This is a genomic window from Agromyces terreus (assembly GCF_009749465.1).
Lineage (GTDB): Bacteria > Actinomycetota > Actinomycetes > Actinomycetales > Microbacteriaceae > Agromyces > Agromyces terreus.
Map to the genome: position 1 here is coordinate 149,236 of NZ_WBIS01000002.1, position 16,504 is coordinate 165,739.

The window sequence follows — 16,504 nt, forward strand, 5'->3', positions numbered from 1 at the left end:
GGGTTGGCAGGTCGGCCGCCGACCTCGGCACGGGAGCCGGCCCCCGTGCCGCGCATGACACGGGGGCCGGCGGTCGGAGCCCGGGCGACGCGACGCGGCGTCCGCCGCCTCGGGCGGGGCTAGCTGCGCCCCATGATCTGCCGGTCGTCGTACCAGGGCGCGAGACGCTTGCGCAGCACCGAGATCAGGGTGAGCGTCAGGTTCGCGATGATGACCATCACGATGACCATGGCGATCGCCTCGTCCATCTGGAACTGGTAGGCCGCGAACTCGAGCATGTGGCCGAGCCCGCCGGTGCCGCCGAGGAACTCGCCGAGCACCTCGCCGGTGAAGCCGAGGGCGGCGCCGCGCTGGATGCCGGCCAGGCTGTACGGCAGCGTCGCCGGCAGGATGACCTTCCAGCCGAGCGCGAGCCCGTTCACGCCGTACACGCGCGAGGCGTTCACGAGCGAGGCGGGCACCGTGACGGCGCCCTCCATCGTGTTCAGGATGATCGGGAAGACGGCGAGCAGGAACACGAGCGCGATCTTCGACTCGTTGCCGAGCCCGAGCACGAGGATGAACAGCGGCGCGAGGGCGACCTTCGGCGTCGAGTAGAGCAGCCACAGGAACGGTGCGACGGTGAACCGCAGCACCGGCGACCAGCCGACCGCGAGCCCGACCGCCACGCCGACGACGACGGCGAGCACGAGCCCGATCAACAGGTTCTGCATGCTGAACGCGAACGCCTGCCAGAACTCGGGGTCGACGAGCAGTTCCAGGAAGGACGCGAGCACCGCGGTGGGCGGAGGCAGGAACGCCGCGGGCACGAGGTGCAGCCACGAGACGGCAGCCTCCCAGACGAGCAGGATCCCGGCGATCACCGCGAGCAGGAGCCACGTCCACTTGCCGGGCCCCGTTCGGCGGCGGCGCGGCGGCGGGGCGTTCAGCGTCTCGATGGAGACCGTGGCGGTCATCGTCGTGCCTTCCTGGTCCAGGGGGCGACGCGGCGCTCGATGAGCGTCACGAGCCCGGTCATGCCGACGCTCCAGCAGACGACGACGCCGATCGCGGCGAACGCCTGATCGGTCTGGTACGTGTTCGCGGCCCGGATGATGAGGGCGCCCATGCCGCTCGAGGAGCCCGAGAGCTCGGCGACGACCATGCCGATGGTCGCGAGCACCACGGCCTGCCGCAGCCCCGCGAAGAGGAACGGCACCGTCGAGGGCAGGAAGACGCGACGGTAGAGGTCGAGCTGGGACCCGCCGTAGACGCGCGCCGCACGCAGGAGCGACGGGCTCGTCGTGCGCATGCCGGCCGCGATGTTGAGCATGATCGGGAACAGTGCGCTGATCACGACGAGGAAGATGACGGGCCCGATGCCGAAGCCGAACCACGCCTTCGCGAGCGGCTGGTAGGCGATGGCCGGCGTCGCGTAGATGGTCCACGCGATCGGTCCGACGACCTTGTCGACGGGCAGTGAGGCGCCCATCAGCAGCCCCACCGGGATGCCCACGATCACCGCGATCGTGAAGCCCGTGAGCCACGCCTGGGCCGAGACCGCGGCGTTGGCCGCGAGCGACCCGTTCGCGACGATCTCGGCGAACCCCTGCGCGATCGCGAGCGGCGGCGGGAAGAACACCGGGTTGATGATGCCCCAGTAGCCCACGATGAGCTGCCAGAGCAGCAGCACCACGAAGACCTCGACGGCGATGACCGCGGCCCTGCCGCCGGTGGAGAGCCCGGCGAGCCACCCCGCGAGGCCGCCGCGGGCGACCCTGGGGCCGCCGGTGGCGAAGAGCACGCTCATGAGCCGCCCGCCACCGCGGCCTCGGTCGCCTCGGCCTGGAGCGCGTCCCACAGGTGGTCGCGCAGTTCGAGGAACCTCGGGTCGCTCTGCACGCTGCGCTCGGAACGGGGCCGGGCGAGCTTCGTCTCGATGACCTCCTTGATCGCGCCGGGGTGGCTCTTGAACACGACGATGCGGTCGCCGAGCAGGATCGCCTCCTCGATCGAGTGCGTGATGAAGAGCACCGTCTTGCCGGTCGCGGCGATGAGCTTCTCGATCTCGTCGCGCATGACCTCGCGGGTGAGCGCGTCGACGGCGCCGAGCGGCTCGTCCATGAGCAGGATCCGCGGCTCGGCGACGATCGCGCGGGCGAGCCCGACGCGCTGCTGCATGCCGCCGGAGAGCTCCTTCGGGTACGAGTTCTCGAAGCCCGAGAGCCCGACGAGCTCGATGGCCTCCTGCACGCGGTCGCGCCATCCGTCGCCCTTGAGGTGCTTCTGCATCTCGAGGCCGAACTTCACGTTGTCGAAGACCGTGCGCCACGGCAGCAGCGCGTAGTCCTGGAAGACGACCGCCCGGTCGGGGCCGGGGCCCGTCACGGGTCGGCCGTCGACGAGCACCTCGCCCGACGTGGGTGCGACGAGACCGGCGACGACGTTCATCACCGTGGTCTTGCCGCACCCCGACGGGCCGAGCACGGTGACGAACTCGCCCTCGTGCACGTCGAGGTTCACCCCCTCGACGGCCGTGAGCGTGGCCCCCGTGCGCGCGACGTGGTAGCTGACCGTGAGGTCGCGTACCGAGATCAGGGGGGCGGATGCCGCGGGCTCGTCCCGTTCGGCGGTCGGGGTCGTCATCGTCATCGTCCTTCTCTCTCTCGCACTCGCGGGTACCTCGTCGTCTCACAGGGCGGGGCGGATGCCGCGCCTCAGCGCAGCTTCGGCAGCACCTCGTTGCCCAGCAGTTCGATCTGCTCGAAGAAGCGGTCGAACTTGAACCGGAAGTCGAACACGAGGTGGTCGACGCCGGTCGCCTGGAACTTCTTGATCTCCTCGACGGCCTCGTCGGGGTTGCCGACGATGAGCTGGCCCTCGAGGTCCTCGACGGTCTCGAAGACGCCCGACGGCGGCTTGACCGCGAACTTCGCCTTGTTCGCCCAGGCGAGCAGGCCGGGGACGTTGACATCCTTCAGCGCCTCCTCGCGGGTCTCCTCGATCGAGGTCGGCGGGATCACGCCGACGGTCGGCATGGGCCGGCCCGAGGCATCCGTCATCTCCTTCATGACGCCCATGCGCTTCTCGATGGAGGCCAGCGAGATGCGGCCGGGCATCCAGCCGTCGGCGTACTCGGCCGCGAGGCGGGCCGACCGCGGGGTGGCGCCGCAGTACCAGAACGGCACGCGGCCGCCGACGGGCTTGGGCTCGATGGTGACGTTCTCGAAGGAGAAGATGCCGTCGTCGTAGGTGACGTCGTTCTCGGTGAAGACGCGCTTCAGGATCTCGGCGTTCGAGCGCACCATCTCGACGCGGTCCATGTCGCCCCAGCCGATGGCGTCGAACTCGTGGTCGAAGGTGCCGGCGCCGAAGCCGAGGATGAGGCGCGGGCCGAGCAGCTGCGTCATGGTGCCGGCCATGAGCGCCGTCACGAGCGGGTGGCGGAACGGGATGAGCGAGCCGGTGCCGAGCTCGAGCTTCTCGGTGACGGCGCCGATCGCGGTGAGCGTGGTGAGCGCGTCGTAGAACGTGCGGTTCGGCTTCTCCATCTCGCCGTGGGGCTCGAAGACGAGGTGGTCGCGGACCCACACGGAGTCGAAGCCGAGCTCCTCGGCGCGCTTGGAGCCCTCGAGGAGCTTCTCCTTGCTCGCCTGTTCGCCGAAGTGCGGCAGCAGCAGACCGAATTTCATGGTCAGTTCCCTTCCGTTGCGGCCAGTTCGGCCGGTCGTGCGGCCGGAGCGGCCGCGAGCTTCCCGAAACCGGGCTCGCCGACGACGACGCCGTCGGCGTACACGTCCTGGCCGCGGACGATCGTGCGCTCGATGCGCGCGCTGATGGTGCGGCCGTTGTACGGCGTCCAGCCCGTCTTCGACAGCACGTCGTCGTCGGTGATGGTCCACTCGTGGTTCATGTCGGCGATCACGATGTCGGCGTCGGCGCCGACGGTGAGCGCGCCCTTGATGCCCGCCAGGCCGAACTTGTCGGCCGGGATCTCGGCGACCATCTCGACGACGCGGTCGAGTTCGAGGCGGCCCTGGTTCACGGCGTCGAGGAAGAGCTCGTAGTAGTACTGGATGCCGGGGGTGCCCGTGTGGGCGCTCCACATCTGCGTCCAGCCGATCTCCTTCTCCTCGCGCGTGTGCGGGGCGTGGTCGGAGCTCGCGATGTCGATGGTGCCGTCGCGCATGCCCTCCCAGATCGCGGCGCGGTTCTCGTCGGGCACCCAGTACGACAGCGCGTACGGCCCGAGCGTCTGCACGTCGTCCCACGTGGAGAGGAACGGCGCCCAGTGGTTGACCTCGCAGGTCACGTCGACGCCGGCGGCCTTGGCGCGGCGCACGGCCTCGATGGATCGGCGCGTCTGGATGTGCGCGATGTGGACGGGGCATCCGGATGCCTCGGCCAGCCGCAGCACGACGTCGATCGCGGTGTCCCAGATGACGCCCTCGCGCGCGGCGTACGCCGAGGCGTAGCCCTCGGGCGTGTTGTCGCCGCTCGCGAGCACCGCGCCCTCGATGTAGTCCATGAGCTTCTGGTCGTGCGGGTGGATGATGAACCGCTTGCCGGTGGGGGCGATCCGATCCATGATCTGCAGCAGGTGGCCGTGGTCGTGGATGCCGGTGCCCGACGGGTGCGGGTAGTCGCGGCCCGTGTCGACGACCATGTAGATCTTGTAGGCGTTGATGCCCATCTCGGCCATGGGCACGATGTCGTCGAACTTCGTCGGCGCCGGGTTGTGGTTCCAGTCGACGATCGACGAGGTCGCGTAGCGCTCGAACACGTCGGTGAGGGTCGCGACGTCGACGGTCGGGGGCTTCAGGTTCGGCATCCCGAACATCGTGGTCACGCCGCCGGCCGCGGCCTGCCGGCTGGTGGTGAGCACGTCGTCCTTGTGCTCGTAGCCGGGCTCGCGGGTGTGCACGTGCACGTCGACCATGCCGGGCAGCACGAGCCGGCCGGATGCGTCGATGGTGCGCCTGGCGTCGACGGCGACGTCTCGGGCGACGACGCCGGCCACCTTGCCGCCGTGCACGAGCAGGTCGCCCGCGACGGGGCCGCTCGGGGTGACGACGGTGCCGCCGGTGATTCTGAGGTCGATGCTCACTGTCCTGCCTCCATGCGTGGTGCCTCCAGGTGTTCGATGGACTCGCCGGACTGCGGCGAGTCGGTGGTGCGGATGTCGACGTCGCTCGGCCGCACGTGGCGGTCGAACCAGTCGACGATGCGCGGGGTGGTCTGCTCCCAGTAGCGGTCGTATGCCGCGTAGTGGGTGGTGTGCCGCTGCATGATGAGCTGCTTCGGCCCCTTGGCCGCGGTGTAGAGCGCCTCGGCGTGGTCGGTGGGCGTCGTCGCGTCGCCCTCGACGCCGATCACGAGGAGCGGCGTGGTGAGACGCTCGGCGGCGTCGATCGGGCGGTAGGCGAGGATCTCCTCGGCGCACGAGAGCGGGATGGCGCTCGGGATGCGGTCGTCGACGTCGGCCTTGATGGTCGTGGCCCGGCGCTCGGGCGTCGGCACCATGATCTCCTCGCGCGGGTGCACGAGCCGCCCCGCCCCGGTGGCGACGCGGAGCCTGCGGTCCTCGTCGAGGCTCGCGAGGAAGGCCAGCCACTCGTGCTCCTGGCGCATGCGGTGCAGCCAGTCGGCGCCGTCGGCGACGGGCACCTGGCTGACGGCCGCACGGACGCGGGGGTCGGCGCCCGCGAGGAGCACGGCGTTGCCGCCGCCGGTGCCGCCCGTGCCGAACACGCCGATCGCGTCGGCGATCACGTCGTCGCGGGTCGTGAGGTAGGTCACGGCGTTGACGAGGTCCTGGAGCTGGCGGGCGGGCGAGAGGATGCCGCGGTCGCCCTCGGAGTCGCCGAAGCCGCGGTAGTCGAAGATGAGCACGGCGAAGCCGGCGGCGACGAGCGCCTCGTGGTAGCGCACGTAGAGCTTGGCGTCCTTCAGGCCGAGCCAGCCCGGGCCCTGCACGATCGCGCGGTGGGGGCCGGGGGTCTCTGGGGTGCGCCAGATGGCGGCGAGCCGGTCGCCTTCGCTGGTGAACTCGACGTTCGTGGTCTTCATGTGGTGCTGGTCCTCTCGGATCTCGTCGCTGCGGAGCGGCGGAGGTGCAGTGCGCGGGACCCGGGACGCGGTCGGGCGATTCGCCGCCCGGTGGTCCGGATCGGATGCTCCGATTCGGCCCGCGCTGTCATCATGACGTAAATTGGATCCAGAATCCAGTATTGATTCAGAATCGACGCCAGTCGTAGGATGAACCCGACCGCCGATCCGCTCTGATCGGTTGTGATGGCCCGGGATTGGGCCGTGAGTCGTCGACATCTGTCGAAGTCCGCACCGAACCGTCCCGGAGGAATCATGCCCATCTCCCGTCACGCCGCCCCCCGGTCGAGCAGCCCCGCCGACACAACCCGCCGGTCGAGGAGGCGCGCCAGCGCCGAACGCCGGTCGAGGAGGCGCGCCAGCGCCGTCTCGAGACCCGCCGAGTCCGCCCCCCGGTCGAGCAGCCCCGCCGACACCACCCGCCGGTCGAGGAGGCGCGCCAGCGCCGTCTCGAGACCCGCCGACCCCCGCCCCGCCCCCCTCCGCCGCCCGGCCGTCGGCGCCGCACTGCTCGTGGGCGCCGTCATCCTCACCGGCTGCGCGAGCCCCACCGCCGCCTCGCCCGCCGCCACGCCCGTCGCCGACGACGCCTCGGCCGCGGCATCCGGCTACCCCATCACGGTCGACAACTGCGGCACGGAGGTCACCCTCGAGGCCGCCCCCGAGCGGGTGCTCACCGTCAAGTCCTCGACGCTCGAGCTCATGCTCGCCCTCGGTCTCGCCGACCGGGTCATCGGCTCGGCCTTCAGCGACGGCCCCGTGCCCGACGAGTACGCCGACGCGGCATCCGGCATCGACGTCGTCTCCGACAAAGTGCCCTCGCAGGAGGCCACGCTCGCCCTCGAGCCCGACCTCGTCTTCGCCGGCTGGGAGTCGAACCTCTCGGCCGAGGGCGCCGGCGAGCGCGACGCCCTCGCGAAGCTCGGCGTCGCGAGCTACGTCGCCCCCGCGGCGTGCAAGGAGGAGGGCTACATGCCCGATCCGCTCACGTTCGACGAGGTCTTCCGCGAGTTCGGCGAGGCAGGCGACCTCTTCGGTGTTCCGGATGCCGCGGCCGACCTGGTCGCCGAGCAGCGCGCCGACCTCGACGCGATCGAGCCGAACGACGACGGCCTCACCGCCCTCTGGTACAGCTCGGGAGACGACACGCCCTACGTAGGGGCCGGCATCGGAGCGCCGCAGATGATCATGGGCGCCGCCGGGCTCGACAACATCGCGAAGGACGTGCACGACACGTGGACCTCGATGAGCTGGGAGGCGATCGTCGACGCGAACCCCGACGTCATCGTGCTGGTGGATGCCGCGTGGAACACGGCCGACCAGAAGATCGCGCACCTCGAGTCGAACCCCGCGACCGCGGAACTGCCGGCCGTGAAGGAGCAGCGGTACGTCGTGCTCGACTTCCCGTCGACCGAGGCCGGCGTGCGCAACGTCGGCGCCGTGGCCTCGACGGTCGAGCAACTCGGGGCCCTGGGCTTCTGATGCGCGTCGCCGGTCGAGGAGCGAGCGCAGCGAGCGTCTCGAGACCAGACGCAGCATCCCCGGATGCAGGGTCTCGATACGGCGCCGGGGCGCCTACTCGACCGGCGGGTGTCGGGCGCCCCGTCGCATGGGGCCTGCTCCTCGCGGCGGTGCTCGCGGCATCCGTCATCGTCGCGGTCACGATCGGACCCGCGCCGATCGCACCGGCCGACGTGTTCGCGAGCATCGCCGCGCACCTGGGGTTCGGCGATCCGACCCTCACCACGATCCGCGACGGCATCGTCTGGGAGCTCCGGATGCCCCGCGTGCTCACCGCCGCGGCGGTCGGGGCCGGGCTCGCGCTGTGCGGCGCCGTCATGCAGGCGGTCACCCGCAACTCCCTCGCGGACCCGTACCTGCTCGGCCTCTCGTCGGGCGCCTCGGTCGGCGCGGTCGTCGTCATCGTGCTCGGCATCGGGCTGCTGCTGCCGCTCGCCGCGTTCGCGGGCGCGCTCGCCGCCCTCGTCGCGACCCTCGCGCTGGCGATGTCCGCGTCGGCGCGATCGGGTCGCGGCTCGCGGCTCGACCCGACCACGACGGTGCTCGCGGGCGTCGCCGTCTCGAGCGTGTTCGGCGCGATCACGAGCCTCGTGATCTTCTGGAGCGCGACCGGCGACAGCTACCGCGAGATCCTCAACTGGCTGCTCGGCTCCCTCGCGGGCACCGACTGGAGCTCGGTCGCGATCAGCGGCGTCGCCCTCGTCGCGGTCGGCGTGCCGCTGCTCGCGAGCGCGCGCACGCTCGACGCGTTCGGGCTCGGCGAGGCCGGTGCCGCGGCACTCGGCGTGCACGTGGCACGCTCCCGCATGCTGCTGCTCGGCGGCACGGCGCTGCTCACCGGCGCGCTCGTCGCGGTGAGCGGGTCGATCGGCTTCGTCGGGCTCGTGCTCCCCCACGCCGTGCGGCTGGTGACCGGCCCCGGCCACCGCGCGCTGCTGCCGCTGTCGGCCCTCGCGGGCGCGATCTTCCTCGTCTGGGCCGACACCGCGGCCCGCACCCTGTTCGACCCGCGCGAACTGCCGGTCGGCGTCATCACCGCACTGGTCGGCGGACCCGTCTTCGCCTGGCTGCTGCTCCGCACGAGGAGGACCGCATGAGCCTCGACCTGTCGCGCGTGCGCTTCGACCGCGCCGGACGCACGATCATCGACGACGTCGACGCGACGCTGCCCGCCGGCGCGCTGACCGCGCTGATCGGGCCGAACGGCGCGGGCAAGTCGACCCTGCTGCACCTCATCGCGGCCGTCGAACGCGCCGATGCCGGCGAGCTGCGGCTCGGCGATCGGCCGCTCGACGCCATGCGCCGACGCGAGCGGGCCAAGGTCGTCGCCCTCGCCGAGCCGCAGGCCGAGGTCGACGGCCGGCTCACCGTCGAGGCATCCGTCGCCCTCGGACGCACCCCGCACCTCGGCGCATTCGGCGTCGCGGGCCCACGGGACCGCGCGATCGTCGACGACGCGCTGGCCGCGGTCGGCGCCGCCTCGTTCGCGCGTCGCCCGCTCGACTCGCTCTCGGGCGGCGAACGCCAGCGCGTCACCCTCGCCCGCGCGATCGCACAGGAGCCGACCCTGCTGCTCGTCGACGAGCCCACGAACCACCTCGACCTCGGCTCGCAGTTCGTCGCCCTCGACCTGCTCGCCGGACTCGCCCGCGACGGACTCACGGTCGTCGCCGCCCTGCACGACCTCTCGCACGCCGCCGCCTACGCCGACCACGTCGTCGTGCTCGCCGCCGGGCGCGTGGTCGCCGCCGGAGCACCCGCCGACGTGCTCACGGCCGAACTCGTGCACGAGGTCTACGGCGTGCGGGCCGAGGTGCTCGTGCACCCCCTCACGGGCCGGCCGCTCATCGCCGTGGCGTCGCCGGGCGTCGGCGCCGCACCTGCCGGACCTGCCGCACCGGTTCCGGCCGCCGCGCCCGCCGCGTCCGCCGCCTGGACTCCCGCACCGGCCGACCCCGTACGCCGCGGCTGATCCCCCGGCCGACACGCCGCCCGCCCATTCGATTCTCGCGGCGTGTCGCACAAACGTCAGCCCACACTGACACGTCCGGGAAGAGGAGAAGCCATCGAGTATCCGGGATCGGGGATCCGGGGTCGGGAATCGGGAATCCGGGGTCGGGAGTCGAGGATCGGGGATCGAGGATCGGGAATCGAGGATCCGGAATCGAGGATCCGGGATCGGGGATCCGGGGTCGGGAATCGAGGACCCGGGATCGGGGATCCGGGGTCGGGAATCGAGGATCGGGGGTGGGGCCGGGAGGACCGACCGCCAGAACGGACGGCCAGAACCACCCCGTCAGAACCACCCCGTCAGTACCACCCCGTCGGAACCGGCCCGTCAGAACCGGCCCGTCGAGACATCCCACCGGGGCCGGTCCGGTCGGCGTTGTCGGTGCGGGAACGGCAGAGCGCCCCGGTCGTCGAACCGGGGCGCCCTGGGTCCGTTGGGTCGTGGCGGGCGAGCGCCCGCCCGGCAGGCCCGGCGCCAACCCGCGCAGGCCCCGCGCAGGCCCGGCGCAGGCCCGCAGCAGCTCCGGCACCGACCCGGCGCCAAACCGGCGCCGAGCCCACACCGCCTCCGCGCCTACCCCGCCGCGCGAGCCCGCAGGCGCGGCGCGAGGTCGCGCTCGAACAGCTCGAGGAACCGGCGCTGGTCGTGCCCGGGCGCGTGGAACACGAGGTGGTTGAAGCCCCAGTCCATGTACTGGCCGATCTGCTCGGTGACCTCGTCGGGGTCGGTGCCGACGATCCACCGCTTGGCGATGGTCTCGATGGGCAGCGCGTCGGCGGCCTTCTCCATCTCGACGGGGTCGGTGATGTCGTGCTTCTGCTCCTTCGAGAGCGACAGCGGCGACCAGAACCGGGTGTTGTCGAGGGCGGTGTCGAGGTCCTCCTCGTAGGAGAGCTTGATCTCGATCATGCGGTCGTAGGCGTCGAACGTTCGGCCGTCGTCGCGCGCGGCGAGGCCTTCGCGCACGGCGGGCATGAGCTGGTCGGCGTAGAGCTCGGCACCCTTGCCCGAGGTGCAGATGAACCCGTCGCCGGCGCGTCCGGCGTACTTGGCGACCTGGGGGCCGCCCGCGGCGATGTAGATCGGCACGCCGCCCGCGGGGCGGTCGTAGATGGACGCGTCGTGGGTGGAGTAGTACTCGCCCTCGAAGCTGACCTGGTCCTCGTCGCTCCAGAGGGCGCGCATGAGGCGCACCGATTCGCGGAGGCGCGCGTAACGCTCGCGGAACTCGGGCCAGTTCTGCTCGCCCGCGCCCTGGAATCCGGTGGCGATCTCGTTGAGCGCCTCGCCCGAGCCGAAGCCGGCGATGATGCGGTCGGGGTAGAGCACGCCGAGCGACGCGAACGCCTGCGCGAGCACGGCCGGGTTGTAGCGGAACGTGGGCGTCATGACGCTCGTGCCGATCTTCACGGTCGAGGTGCGCTCGCCGACCGCGGCCATCCACGCGAGCGAGAACGGCGCGTGGCCGCCCGTGTGCCGCCACGGCTGGAAGTGGTCGCTCGTGAAGACCGACTCCATGCCGTGCGCTTCGGCGGCGACGGCGATCTCGACGAGCTCGCGGGGGTCGAACTGCTCGGCGCTGGCCTTGTATCCGAGGGTGAGGGTCATGCTGCTCCCTTTCTGGTGGAGTCGGTGCGGCGCGGTCCTGCGCCGGAGTCTGGCCGGGTCGCCGATCCGCCGAGCGCGGCGGCGGTGCGCGGGCCGACGCCGAGGTCGACGGCGGCGGCGAGCGCGTCGACCGTGTCGACGTCGCGGCGCATGGGTGCGGCGAGCGCGGCGGGCACCTCGTGCGACAGGTCGTGGTACCCGAGTGCGCGGTGCAGCAGCGCCGAGTCCGCGCCGAACGCGGGTTCGAAGCGCGTGTGGGCGGCTGCGGCCGCGAGCGTCGTGCCGGTGCCGTCGGCGTCGGGCATGAAGGCGAGCGGATGCCGCGACGCGGCGCCGAGCGTCGCATCCAGCGCCTGCGGGGTGAGCGCGGGCAGGTCGCCGAGCAGCACGGCGATGCCGCGGTGGCTGCGAGGGAGCCGGTGGGCCGAGGCCTCGGCGGCCGTGCGCTCGTCGAGGGCCGCGCGACGCGCCTCCGCGATGCCGTGGCGGATCGCGGTGCCGAGCGAGCGGGGCTCGGGTTCGGCGACGACGGCGACGCCGGCGGGCAGGTCGTCGCCGTGCGCGCTGAGGTCGCCCACGACGATCACGTGCGCGACGCGTTCGGCCGCGAGGGCCGCGTCGAGGGTGTCGAGCACGAAGGCGCGCGCGAGTTCGGCGCGGGCGGCGCTGCCGACCGACGGCGCGAGTCGCGTCTTCGCCTCGGCGAGGAGCTTCACGGGCACGACCACGTCGTAGGTCAGCATGCCGTCTCCGCCCGCTCGCGGCCGAAGCCGCCGACCGCAGCCGCACCCGCACCGGCACCCGCACCAGCGACCGCGACCGCGGTGCCGCCGCCGCCCGCACCCGCGGCATCCGCGCCGGCCCCGACGAGCGCCGCGCGTGCATTCCGGCGCGCCGCCCTCGCCATGAGCACCTCCGCACGGGCGGCGGCGGCGCCCTCGGCGTATCCGGCGGCGAATCCCTCGGCGTGCCCGACGGCGCGTCCGCTCGCGAAGCCCTGCTCATGCCCCGTCCGGCGTCCGAGGGCGATCGCCTCGTCGGTGCCGAGCCGGAACAGGTCGCGGTCGGAGGGCCGTGCGATCGAGGCCGCGCCCGGCAGGTCGAGGGGCCCGACGGCGCGGGCGAGGCCCGAGACGACGGCCACGGGGCATCCGCTCGCCTTGCCCTTGACCAGGTCTCCGGCGCCGGCGAGCTCGTCGGCGAGGCAGGCCATGGTGACGGTGAGCGGGCGCCCGAGGGCGTCGACGCCGCCGCGCAGGTCGTCGACCACATGCACGCCCGCTGCGCCGATCGCGACATCGGTCTGGCCCTCGCGCCAGGGGCGGCCGAGCGTGTCGGACAGGATCACGCCGATCGAGAGCCCCGTGCGCGAGCGGATGCCGCGGGCCAGCGCCCGCGCGGAGGCGTCGGGGTCGACGGGCAGCAGCAGCACGGTGCCGTCGGGCGTGTTCGACGCGTCGACGCCGGCCGCCGCGGCGACCATGCCCTGCCGGTTCTCGACGATGCGCGTGACGCCGCCCTCGTGGGCGCGGGTCGCGACGATGCGCACGGTCTCGTCGGTGATGGCCTGCTCGCGGTCGGCGGCGCGCACGATGCGGCCCTCGGCCTTCGACACGATCTTCGAGGTGACGATCAGGATGTCACCGTCGCGCAGCCCGCCGGCGCGGTCGGCGGCCACGACGATGAGGTCGACGAGGTCGTCGCCGGGGCGGATCTCGCCGATGCCGGGCAGGGCGCGCACGGCGACGGCCGAGGCATCCGTCGGCCTCCGGTCGGAACCGGGCGTCATGGTCGTCGGGCTCGCCGTGTTCATCGCGCGAGCCTCGGCAGCACCTCGCGCCCGAAGACCTCGAGCCACTCGCGCTGGTTGCGCCCGACGTTGTGCAGGTAGATGCGGTCGAACCCGAGGTCGATGCAGCGCTGGATGTGCGCGCGGTGCACGTCGGGATCGCTCGAGACCGTGAGGCGGCCGGCGAAGTCCTCGGGCCGCACCGAGCGCGCGAGCTGCTCGAACTCGAAGGGCGAGCGGATGTCTCCGCGGGCGAAGCGCATGCCCGCGATGGGCCACTCGGTCAGCGCGTTCGCCATCGCCTCTTCATCGGTGGGCGCCCACGAGAGGTGCAGCTGCAGCACGCGGGTGAGCTTCGACCGGTCGCGGCCGCCCTCGCGGGCGCCCTCGTCGAACTTCGCGAGCAGCACGCGGAGGCGCTCGTCGTCGGCGCCGGTCGTGATGATGCCGTCGACCTGCCGGCCCGCCCGCTTGGCAGTGACCGGACCCTGCGTCGCGACGTAGATCTCGGGCGCGACGGGCGGCATGGTCCAGAGCCGGGTGGTCTCGAGACGGAAGTGGGGGCCGGCGTGGCGCACCTCGCGGCCCGCGATGGAGGCGCTGAAGAGCTTCTTGATGACGTCGACGGCCTCGAACATGCGGTTGATGCGCTCGTGCGCCTCAGGCCAGTAGGTGCCGACGACGTGCTCGTTGAGGGCCTCGCCCGAGCCGATGCCGAGCCAGTGCCGGCCCGGGTACATCGAGGCGAGGGTCGCGCTGGCCTGGGCGACCATCGCCGGGTGCCAGCGGAACGTCGGCGTGGTCACGCCCGGCCCGAGGTCGCCCGTGGTGCGCTCGCCGAGCGCGGCCAGCACGCTCCAGACGAACGACGACTCGCCCTGCTGCGGCAGCCAGGGCTGGAAGTGGTCGGAGGCCATGACCCCCGTGAACCCGTGCTGCTCGGCGAGCGCGGCGAGCGCCACCGCCTCGGCGGGCGGGAACTGCTCGAGCATGGCGGCGTATCCGATGTGCACTGACACCCCTCCATCCTCGCGCTCCGGCGCGGGCACCGGGCCCGAATCGGCGAAGGTCGCCGGTTGCGACCCTCCGCTGACCATCATTCCGGATTCTGGATCCAAAATGCAAGAGGCGATCGGATGTCGCAGGCGCGGGCGATCGGATGTCGCGGACGCCGACTCAGCGCGGGGAACGCACGCGCGGCGCCGGCCCCCCGGCATCCGCCGCCTCGGCCTCGAGCAGTTCGAGCACCGCCTCGCGCACGCCCACGAGGTGATCGCGCAGCACGCCGACCGCGCGCTCGACGTCGCGGGAGGCCACGGCCTCGATGAGCTGCTCGTGCGTGTGGCTGTGCTCGGCGTCGCCGACCAGGCGCCAGCCGAGCACGTAGCGGCCGACCTTGAGGCGCAGCTGCTCGATCATCTCCCACAGCACCGGCCGGTTCGCGGCGTCGTAGAGCTCGGAGTAGAACTCGGTTCTGGCGTCGACGAAGTCGGCGCCCTCCTGCTGCCGGTCGGCGGCCTTGCCGAGTTCGCGCAGGCGTGCGACGCGCTCGTCGGTGAGTTCCGCCATCGTCAGCCGCAGCGCCTCGACCTCGAGCAGCAGGCGGATGTCGTAGACCTCCGCGGCCTGCGCGGGCGACAGCGACTTCACGACGGCGCCGCGTCGCTCGTGGAACTCGACGAGCCCGTCGGCCTCGAGCTGGATGAGCGCCGAGCGCACCGGGAGCCGCGACACGCCGATCAGCTCGGCGAGGGTCTCCTGGCGCAGTTTCTGCCCCGGCAGCAGGGCGCCGCTCAGGATCGCGTCCTTGAGGATGTCGTAGACCATCACCCCCACCGAGCGGTAGCCGGTCGCGTGGCGGCCGGCGAGCTGCTGGAGGGCTGCGGCGCCGCCGTCGCCGACGGAAGGGGCTGCGTTCTGCGCGCTCATGGATCCCGAACGTAGCGGAAAACCCGCCGTCGCACCCCATTCTGGATCCAGAATTCACGAACTCAGGTCACGCGACGACTCCGTGGTGCGTCAGGAGTCGCGCCGCAGCGACCCCTCGCTCTGCGACTCGTCGAACCCGTCGCGGTAGCCGTCGTCGTACGCCTCGTCGGCGCCGACGCGGAAGAGATCCCGGTCGAGCGGCCGCTGGATGCTCCGCGCCCCCGGCAGGTCGAGCGCGCCGACGTAACGGCCGAGTCCGCGCACGACCGCCACCGGGATGCCGGAGGCCTTGCCCTTGACGAGCTCCGCCGCCGCGGCGATCTCGTCGGCCACGCACGGCATCGTGACCGAGAGCGGCTTGCCCGAGGCATCCGCCCCGCCCCTCAGGTCGTCGAACACGTGCACGCCGGCAGCGCCGATCGCGACGTCGGTCTGCCCGTCGCGCCAGGGCCGGCCGAGCGTGTCGGAGAGGATCACGCCGACGCTGCACCCGGTGAGCGAGCGGATGCCGGCGGCCAGCGCCCGGGCGGACGCGTCGGGGTCGACCGGCAGCAGCAGCACCATGCCGTCGGGGGCGTTCGACGCGTCGACGCCGGCCGCCGCGCCGATGATGCCCTGGCGGTTCTCGACGATGCGCGTGACCCCGCCCTCGTACGCGCGCGTGGCGACGACCCGCACCGTCTCGTCGGTGATCGCCTGCTCGCGATCGGCCGCCGCGACCGCGCGGCCCTCGGCTTTGGACACGATCTTCGACGTGACCACGATGATGTCGCCGTCTTCGAGGCTCGTGGCGCCCGTGATGACGGCGGCCAGGTCGTCGCCCTCGCCGATCTCCGGCAGGCCTTCGATGCCCTCGACGCTGAATGCCACGGTTCCCCCGATCTCGTGACTCGATCTTCGCAGTTCCACGGCCGTCCGGGCCAGTGGCGCCCGGCCGACTTCGCAAGGGGTTGATTCCGGGGCATCCGATCGCCCTACCATCGAGCATGGACGCCCACCCCGACGTCGCACCCGGCGATGGCCGCGACGAGACCGCCAACCAGCGCAGCGACCGCAACTGGAACGAGATCCTCCAGGAGCTGCGCGTCGCCCTGACCGGCACCCAGCTCATCGGCGGCTTCCTCATCGCCGTCGCGTTCCAACCGCGGTTCGACGACCTCGACGACTACCAGCTCACGCTCTACCTCGTGCTCGTCGCCCTCGCGGGGCTCGCGACCGTCATCGGCCTGGCTCCCGTGACCCTGCACCGTGCGCTGTTCCGCCGGCAGGTCAAGGAGCGGCTCGTGACGACCGGCAACCGGCTGCTCGTGGCCCACCTCACCGTGGTCGGCCTGCTGCTCGTGGGCGTCACCTCGCTCGTGTTCGACGTGGCCGTCTCCCGCCCCGCCGGATGGTGGGCGCTCGGCATCGGGGCCGCCGTGGTCGTCGTCGCCTGGATCGTGATGCCGCGCATGCGGGCCGCCGCCGATCGCGAGGCGGATGCCGCCGCCCACGGCGCGCACGCCTCGGCCTGAGGGTCGGCGTTCGTCGGTGTCGCAGGCCGACCGTAGGCTTGAACC

Annotated in this window: 16 protein-coding genes; 4 read left to right on the plus strand and 12 right to left on the minus strand. The window is 72.4% G+C overall.

The features are described from left to right. Positions 1-119 precede the first annotated feature (119 nt). The 6 genes from GQQ92_RS05825 to GQQ92_RS05850 form a co-directional block, all read right to left on the minus strand. Positions 120-956 (minus strand): ABC transporter permease, encoded by an 837-nt coding sequence (locus tag GQQ92_RS05825; RefSeq protein ID WP_156998307.1) that lies wholly within the window; start codon positions 954-956, stop codon positions 120-122. Then, positions 953-1,789 carry an ABC transporter permease gene (locus GQQ92_RS05830; protein WP_156998308.1) on the minus strand — a complete coding sequence of 279 codons (837 nt, stop codon included), beginning with the start codon at positions 1,787-1,789 and terminating at the stop codon, positions 953-955. The genes GQQ92_RS05825 and GQQ92_RS05830 overlap by 4 nt, the downstream gene beginning before the upstream one ends. Then, entirely contained in the window at positions 1,786-2,625 is an 840-nt protein-coding gene (locus GQQ92_RS05835; protein WP_156998309.1) for an ABC transporter ATP-binding protein, read from the minus strand. Before GQQ92_RS05835 ends, GQQ92_RS05830 begins: the two co-directional genes overlap by 4 nt. A 71-nt stretch (positions 2,626-2,696) precedes the next feature. Further along, positions 2,697-3,671, minus strand: coding sequence for an LLM class flavin-dependent oxidoreductase (locus GQQ92_RS05840; RefSeq protein ID WP_156998310.1), 975 nt, complete (start codon positions 3,669-3,671; stop codon positions 2,697-2,699). A 2-nt stretch (positions 3,672-3,673) separates the two neighbouring features. Then, a complete protein-coding gene (locus GQQ92_RS05845) occupies positions 3,674-5,086 on the minus strand; it encodes a dihydroorotase (RefSeq protein ID WP_156998311.1) in 1,413 nt (470 codons plus the stop codon). Beyond that, a complete protein-coding gene (locus GQQ92_RS05850; RefSeq protein WP_156998312.1) occupies positions 5,083-6,048 on the minus strand; it encodes an alpha/beta hydrolase in 966 nt (321 codons plus the stop codon). The genes GQQ92_RS05845 and GQQ92_RS05850 overlap by 4 nt, the downstream gene beginning before the upstream one ends. A gap of 552 nt (positions 6,049-6,600) precedes the next feature. Between GQQ92_RS05850 and GQQ92_RS05855 the strand changes: the two genes are divergently transcribed. The 3 genes from GQQ92_RS05855 to GQQ92_RS05865 all read left to right on the plus strand — a co-directional run bounded on the left by GQQ92_RS05855 (position 6,601) and on the right by GQQ92_RS05865 (position 9,580). Next, positions 6,601-7,569 carry a putative F420-0 ABC transporter substrate-binding protein gene (locus GQQ92_RS05855; protein WP_232057525.1) on the plus strand — a complete coding sequence of 323 codons (969 nt, stop codon included), beginning with the start codon at positions 6,601-6,603 and terminating at the stop codon, positions 7,567-7,569. A 149-nt stretch (positions 7,570-7,718) separates the two neighbouring features. Beyond that, a complete protein-coding gene (locus GQQ92_RS05860) occupies positions 7,719-8,705 on the plus strand; it encodes a putative F420-0 ABC transporter permease subunit (RefSeq protein WP_372493377.1) in 987 nt (328 codons plus the stop codon). Next, the gene (locus GQQ92_RS05865; protein WP_156998315.1) at positions 8,702-9,580 is read left to right on the plus strand and encodes an ABC transporter ATP-binding protein; all 879 of its coding nucleotides are present in this window, start codon (positions 8,702-8,704) and stop codon (positions 9,578-9,580) included. The genes GQQ92_RS05860 and GQQ92_RS05865 overlap by 4 nt, the downstream gene beginning before the upstream one ends. Before the next feature lie 612 nt (positions 9,581-10,192). Here GQQ92_RS05865 and fgd read toward each other — a convergent pair. From fgd to cofE (GQQ92_RS05895), 6 genes are all read right to left on the minus strand, one after another. After that, positions 10,193-11,227: a glucose-6-phosphate dehydrogenase (coenzyme-F420) gene (gene fgd, locus GQQ92_RS05870; RefSeq protein WP_156998316.1), complete on the minus strand. Its 1,035-nt coding sequence runs from the start codon at positions 11,225-11,227 to the stop codon at positions 10,193-10,195. Further along, positions 11,224-11,970 (minus strand): 2-phospho-L-lactate guanylyltransferase, encoded by a 747-nt coding sequence (gene cofC / locus GQQ92_RS05875; protein WP_156998317.1) that lies wholly within the window; start codon positions 11,968-11,970, stop codon positions 11,224-11,226. Before cofC ends, fgd begins: the two co-directional genes overlap by 4 nt. Next, on the minus strand, positions 11,964-13,040 hold the full coding sequence (gene cofE / locus GQQ92_RS05880; RefSeq protein ID WP_308206757.1) for a coenzyme F420-0:L-glutamate ligase: 1,077 nt from the start codon (positions 13,038-13,040) through the stop codon (positions 11,964-11,966). The genes cofC and cofE (GQQ92_RS05880) overlap by 7 nt, the downstream gene beginning before the upstream one ends. Further along, positions 13,037-14,035 (minus strand): TIGR03557 family F420-dependent LLM class oxidoreductase, encoded by a 999-nt coding sequence (locus GQQ92_RS05885; protein ID WP_232057526.1) that lies wholly within the window; start codon positions 14,033-14,035, stop codon positions 13,037-13,039. The genes cofE (GQQ92_RS05880) and GQQ92_RS05885 overlap by 4 nt, the downstream gene beginning before the upstream one ends. 157 nt (positions 14,036-14,192) lie before the next feature. Then, positions 14,193-14,945 carry a GntR family transcriptional regulator gene (locus GQQ92_RS05890; RefSeq protein WP_156998318.1) on the minus strand — a complete coding sequence of 251 codons (753 nt, stop codon included), beginning with the start codon at positions 14,943-14,945 and terminating at the stop codon, positions 14,193-14,195. A 90-nt stretch (positions 14,946-15,035) separates the two neighbouring features. After that, on the minus strand, positions 15,036-15,815 hold the full coding sequence (gene cofE, locus GQQ92_RS05895; RefSeq protein ID WP_232057527.1) for a coenzyme F420-0:L-glutamate ligase: 780 nt from the start codon (positions 15,813-15,815) through the stop codon (positions 15,036-15,038). Positions 15,816-15,931: 116 nt separating this feature from the next. Between cofE (GQQ92_RS05895) and GQQ92_RS05900 the strand changes: the two genes are divergently transcribed. Further along, entirely contained in the window at positions 15,932-16,459 is a 528-nt protein-coding gene (locus GQQ92_RS05900; protein WP_156998320.1) for a DUF6328 family protein, read from the plus strand. The last annotated feature ends 45 nt before the right edge of the window (positions 16,460-16,504 follow it).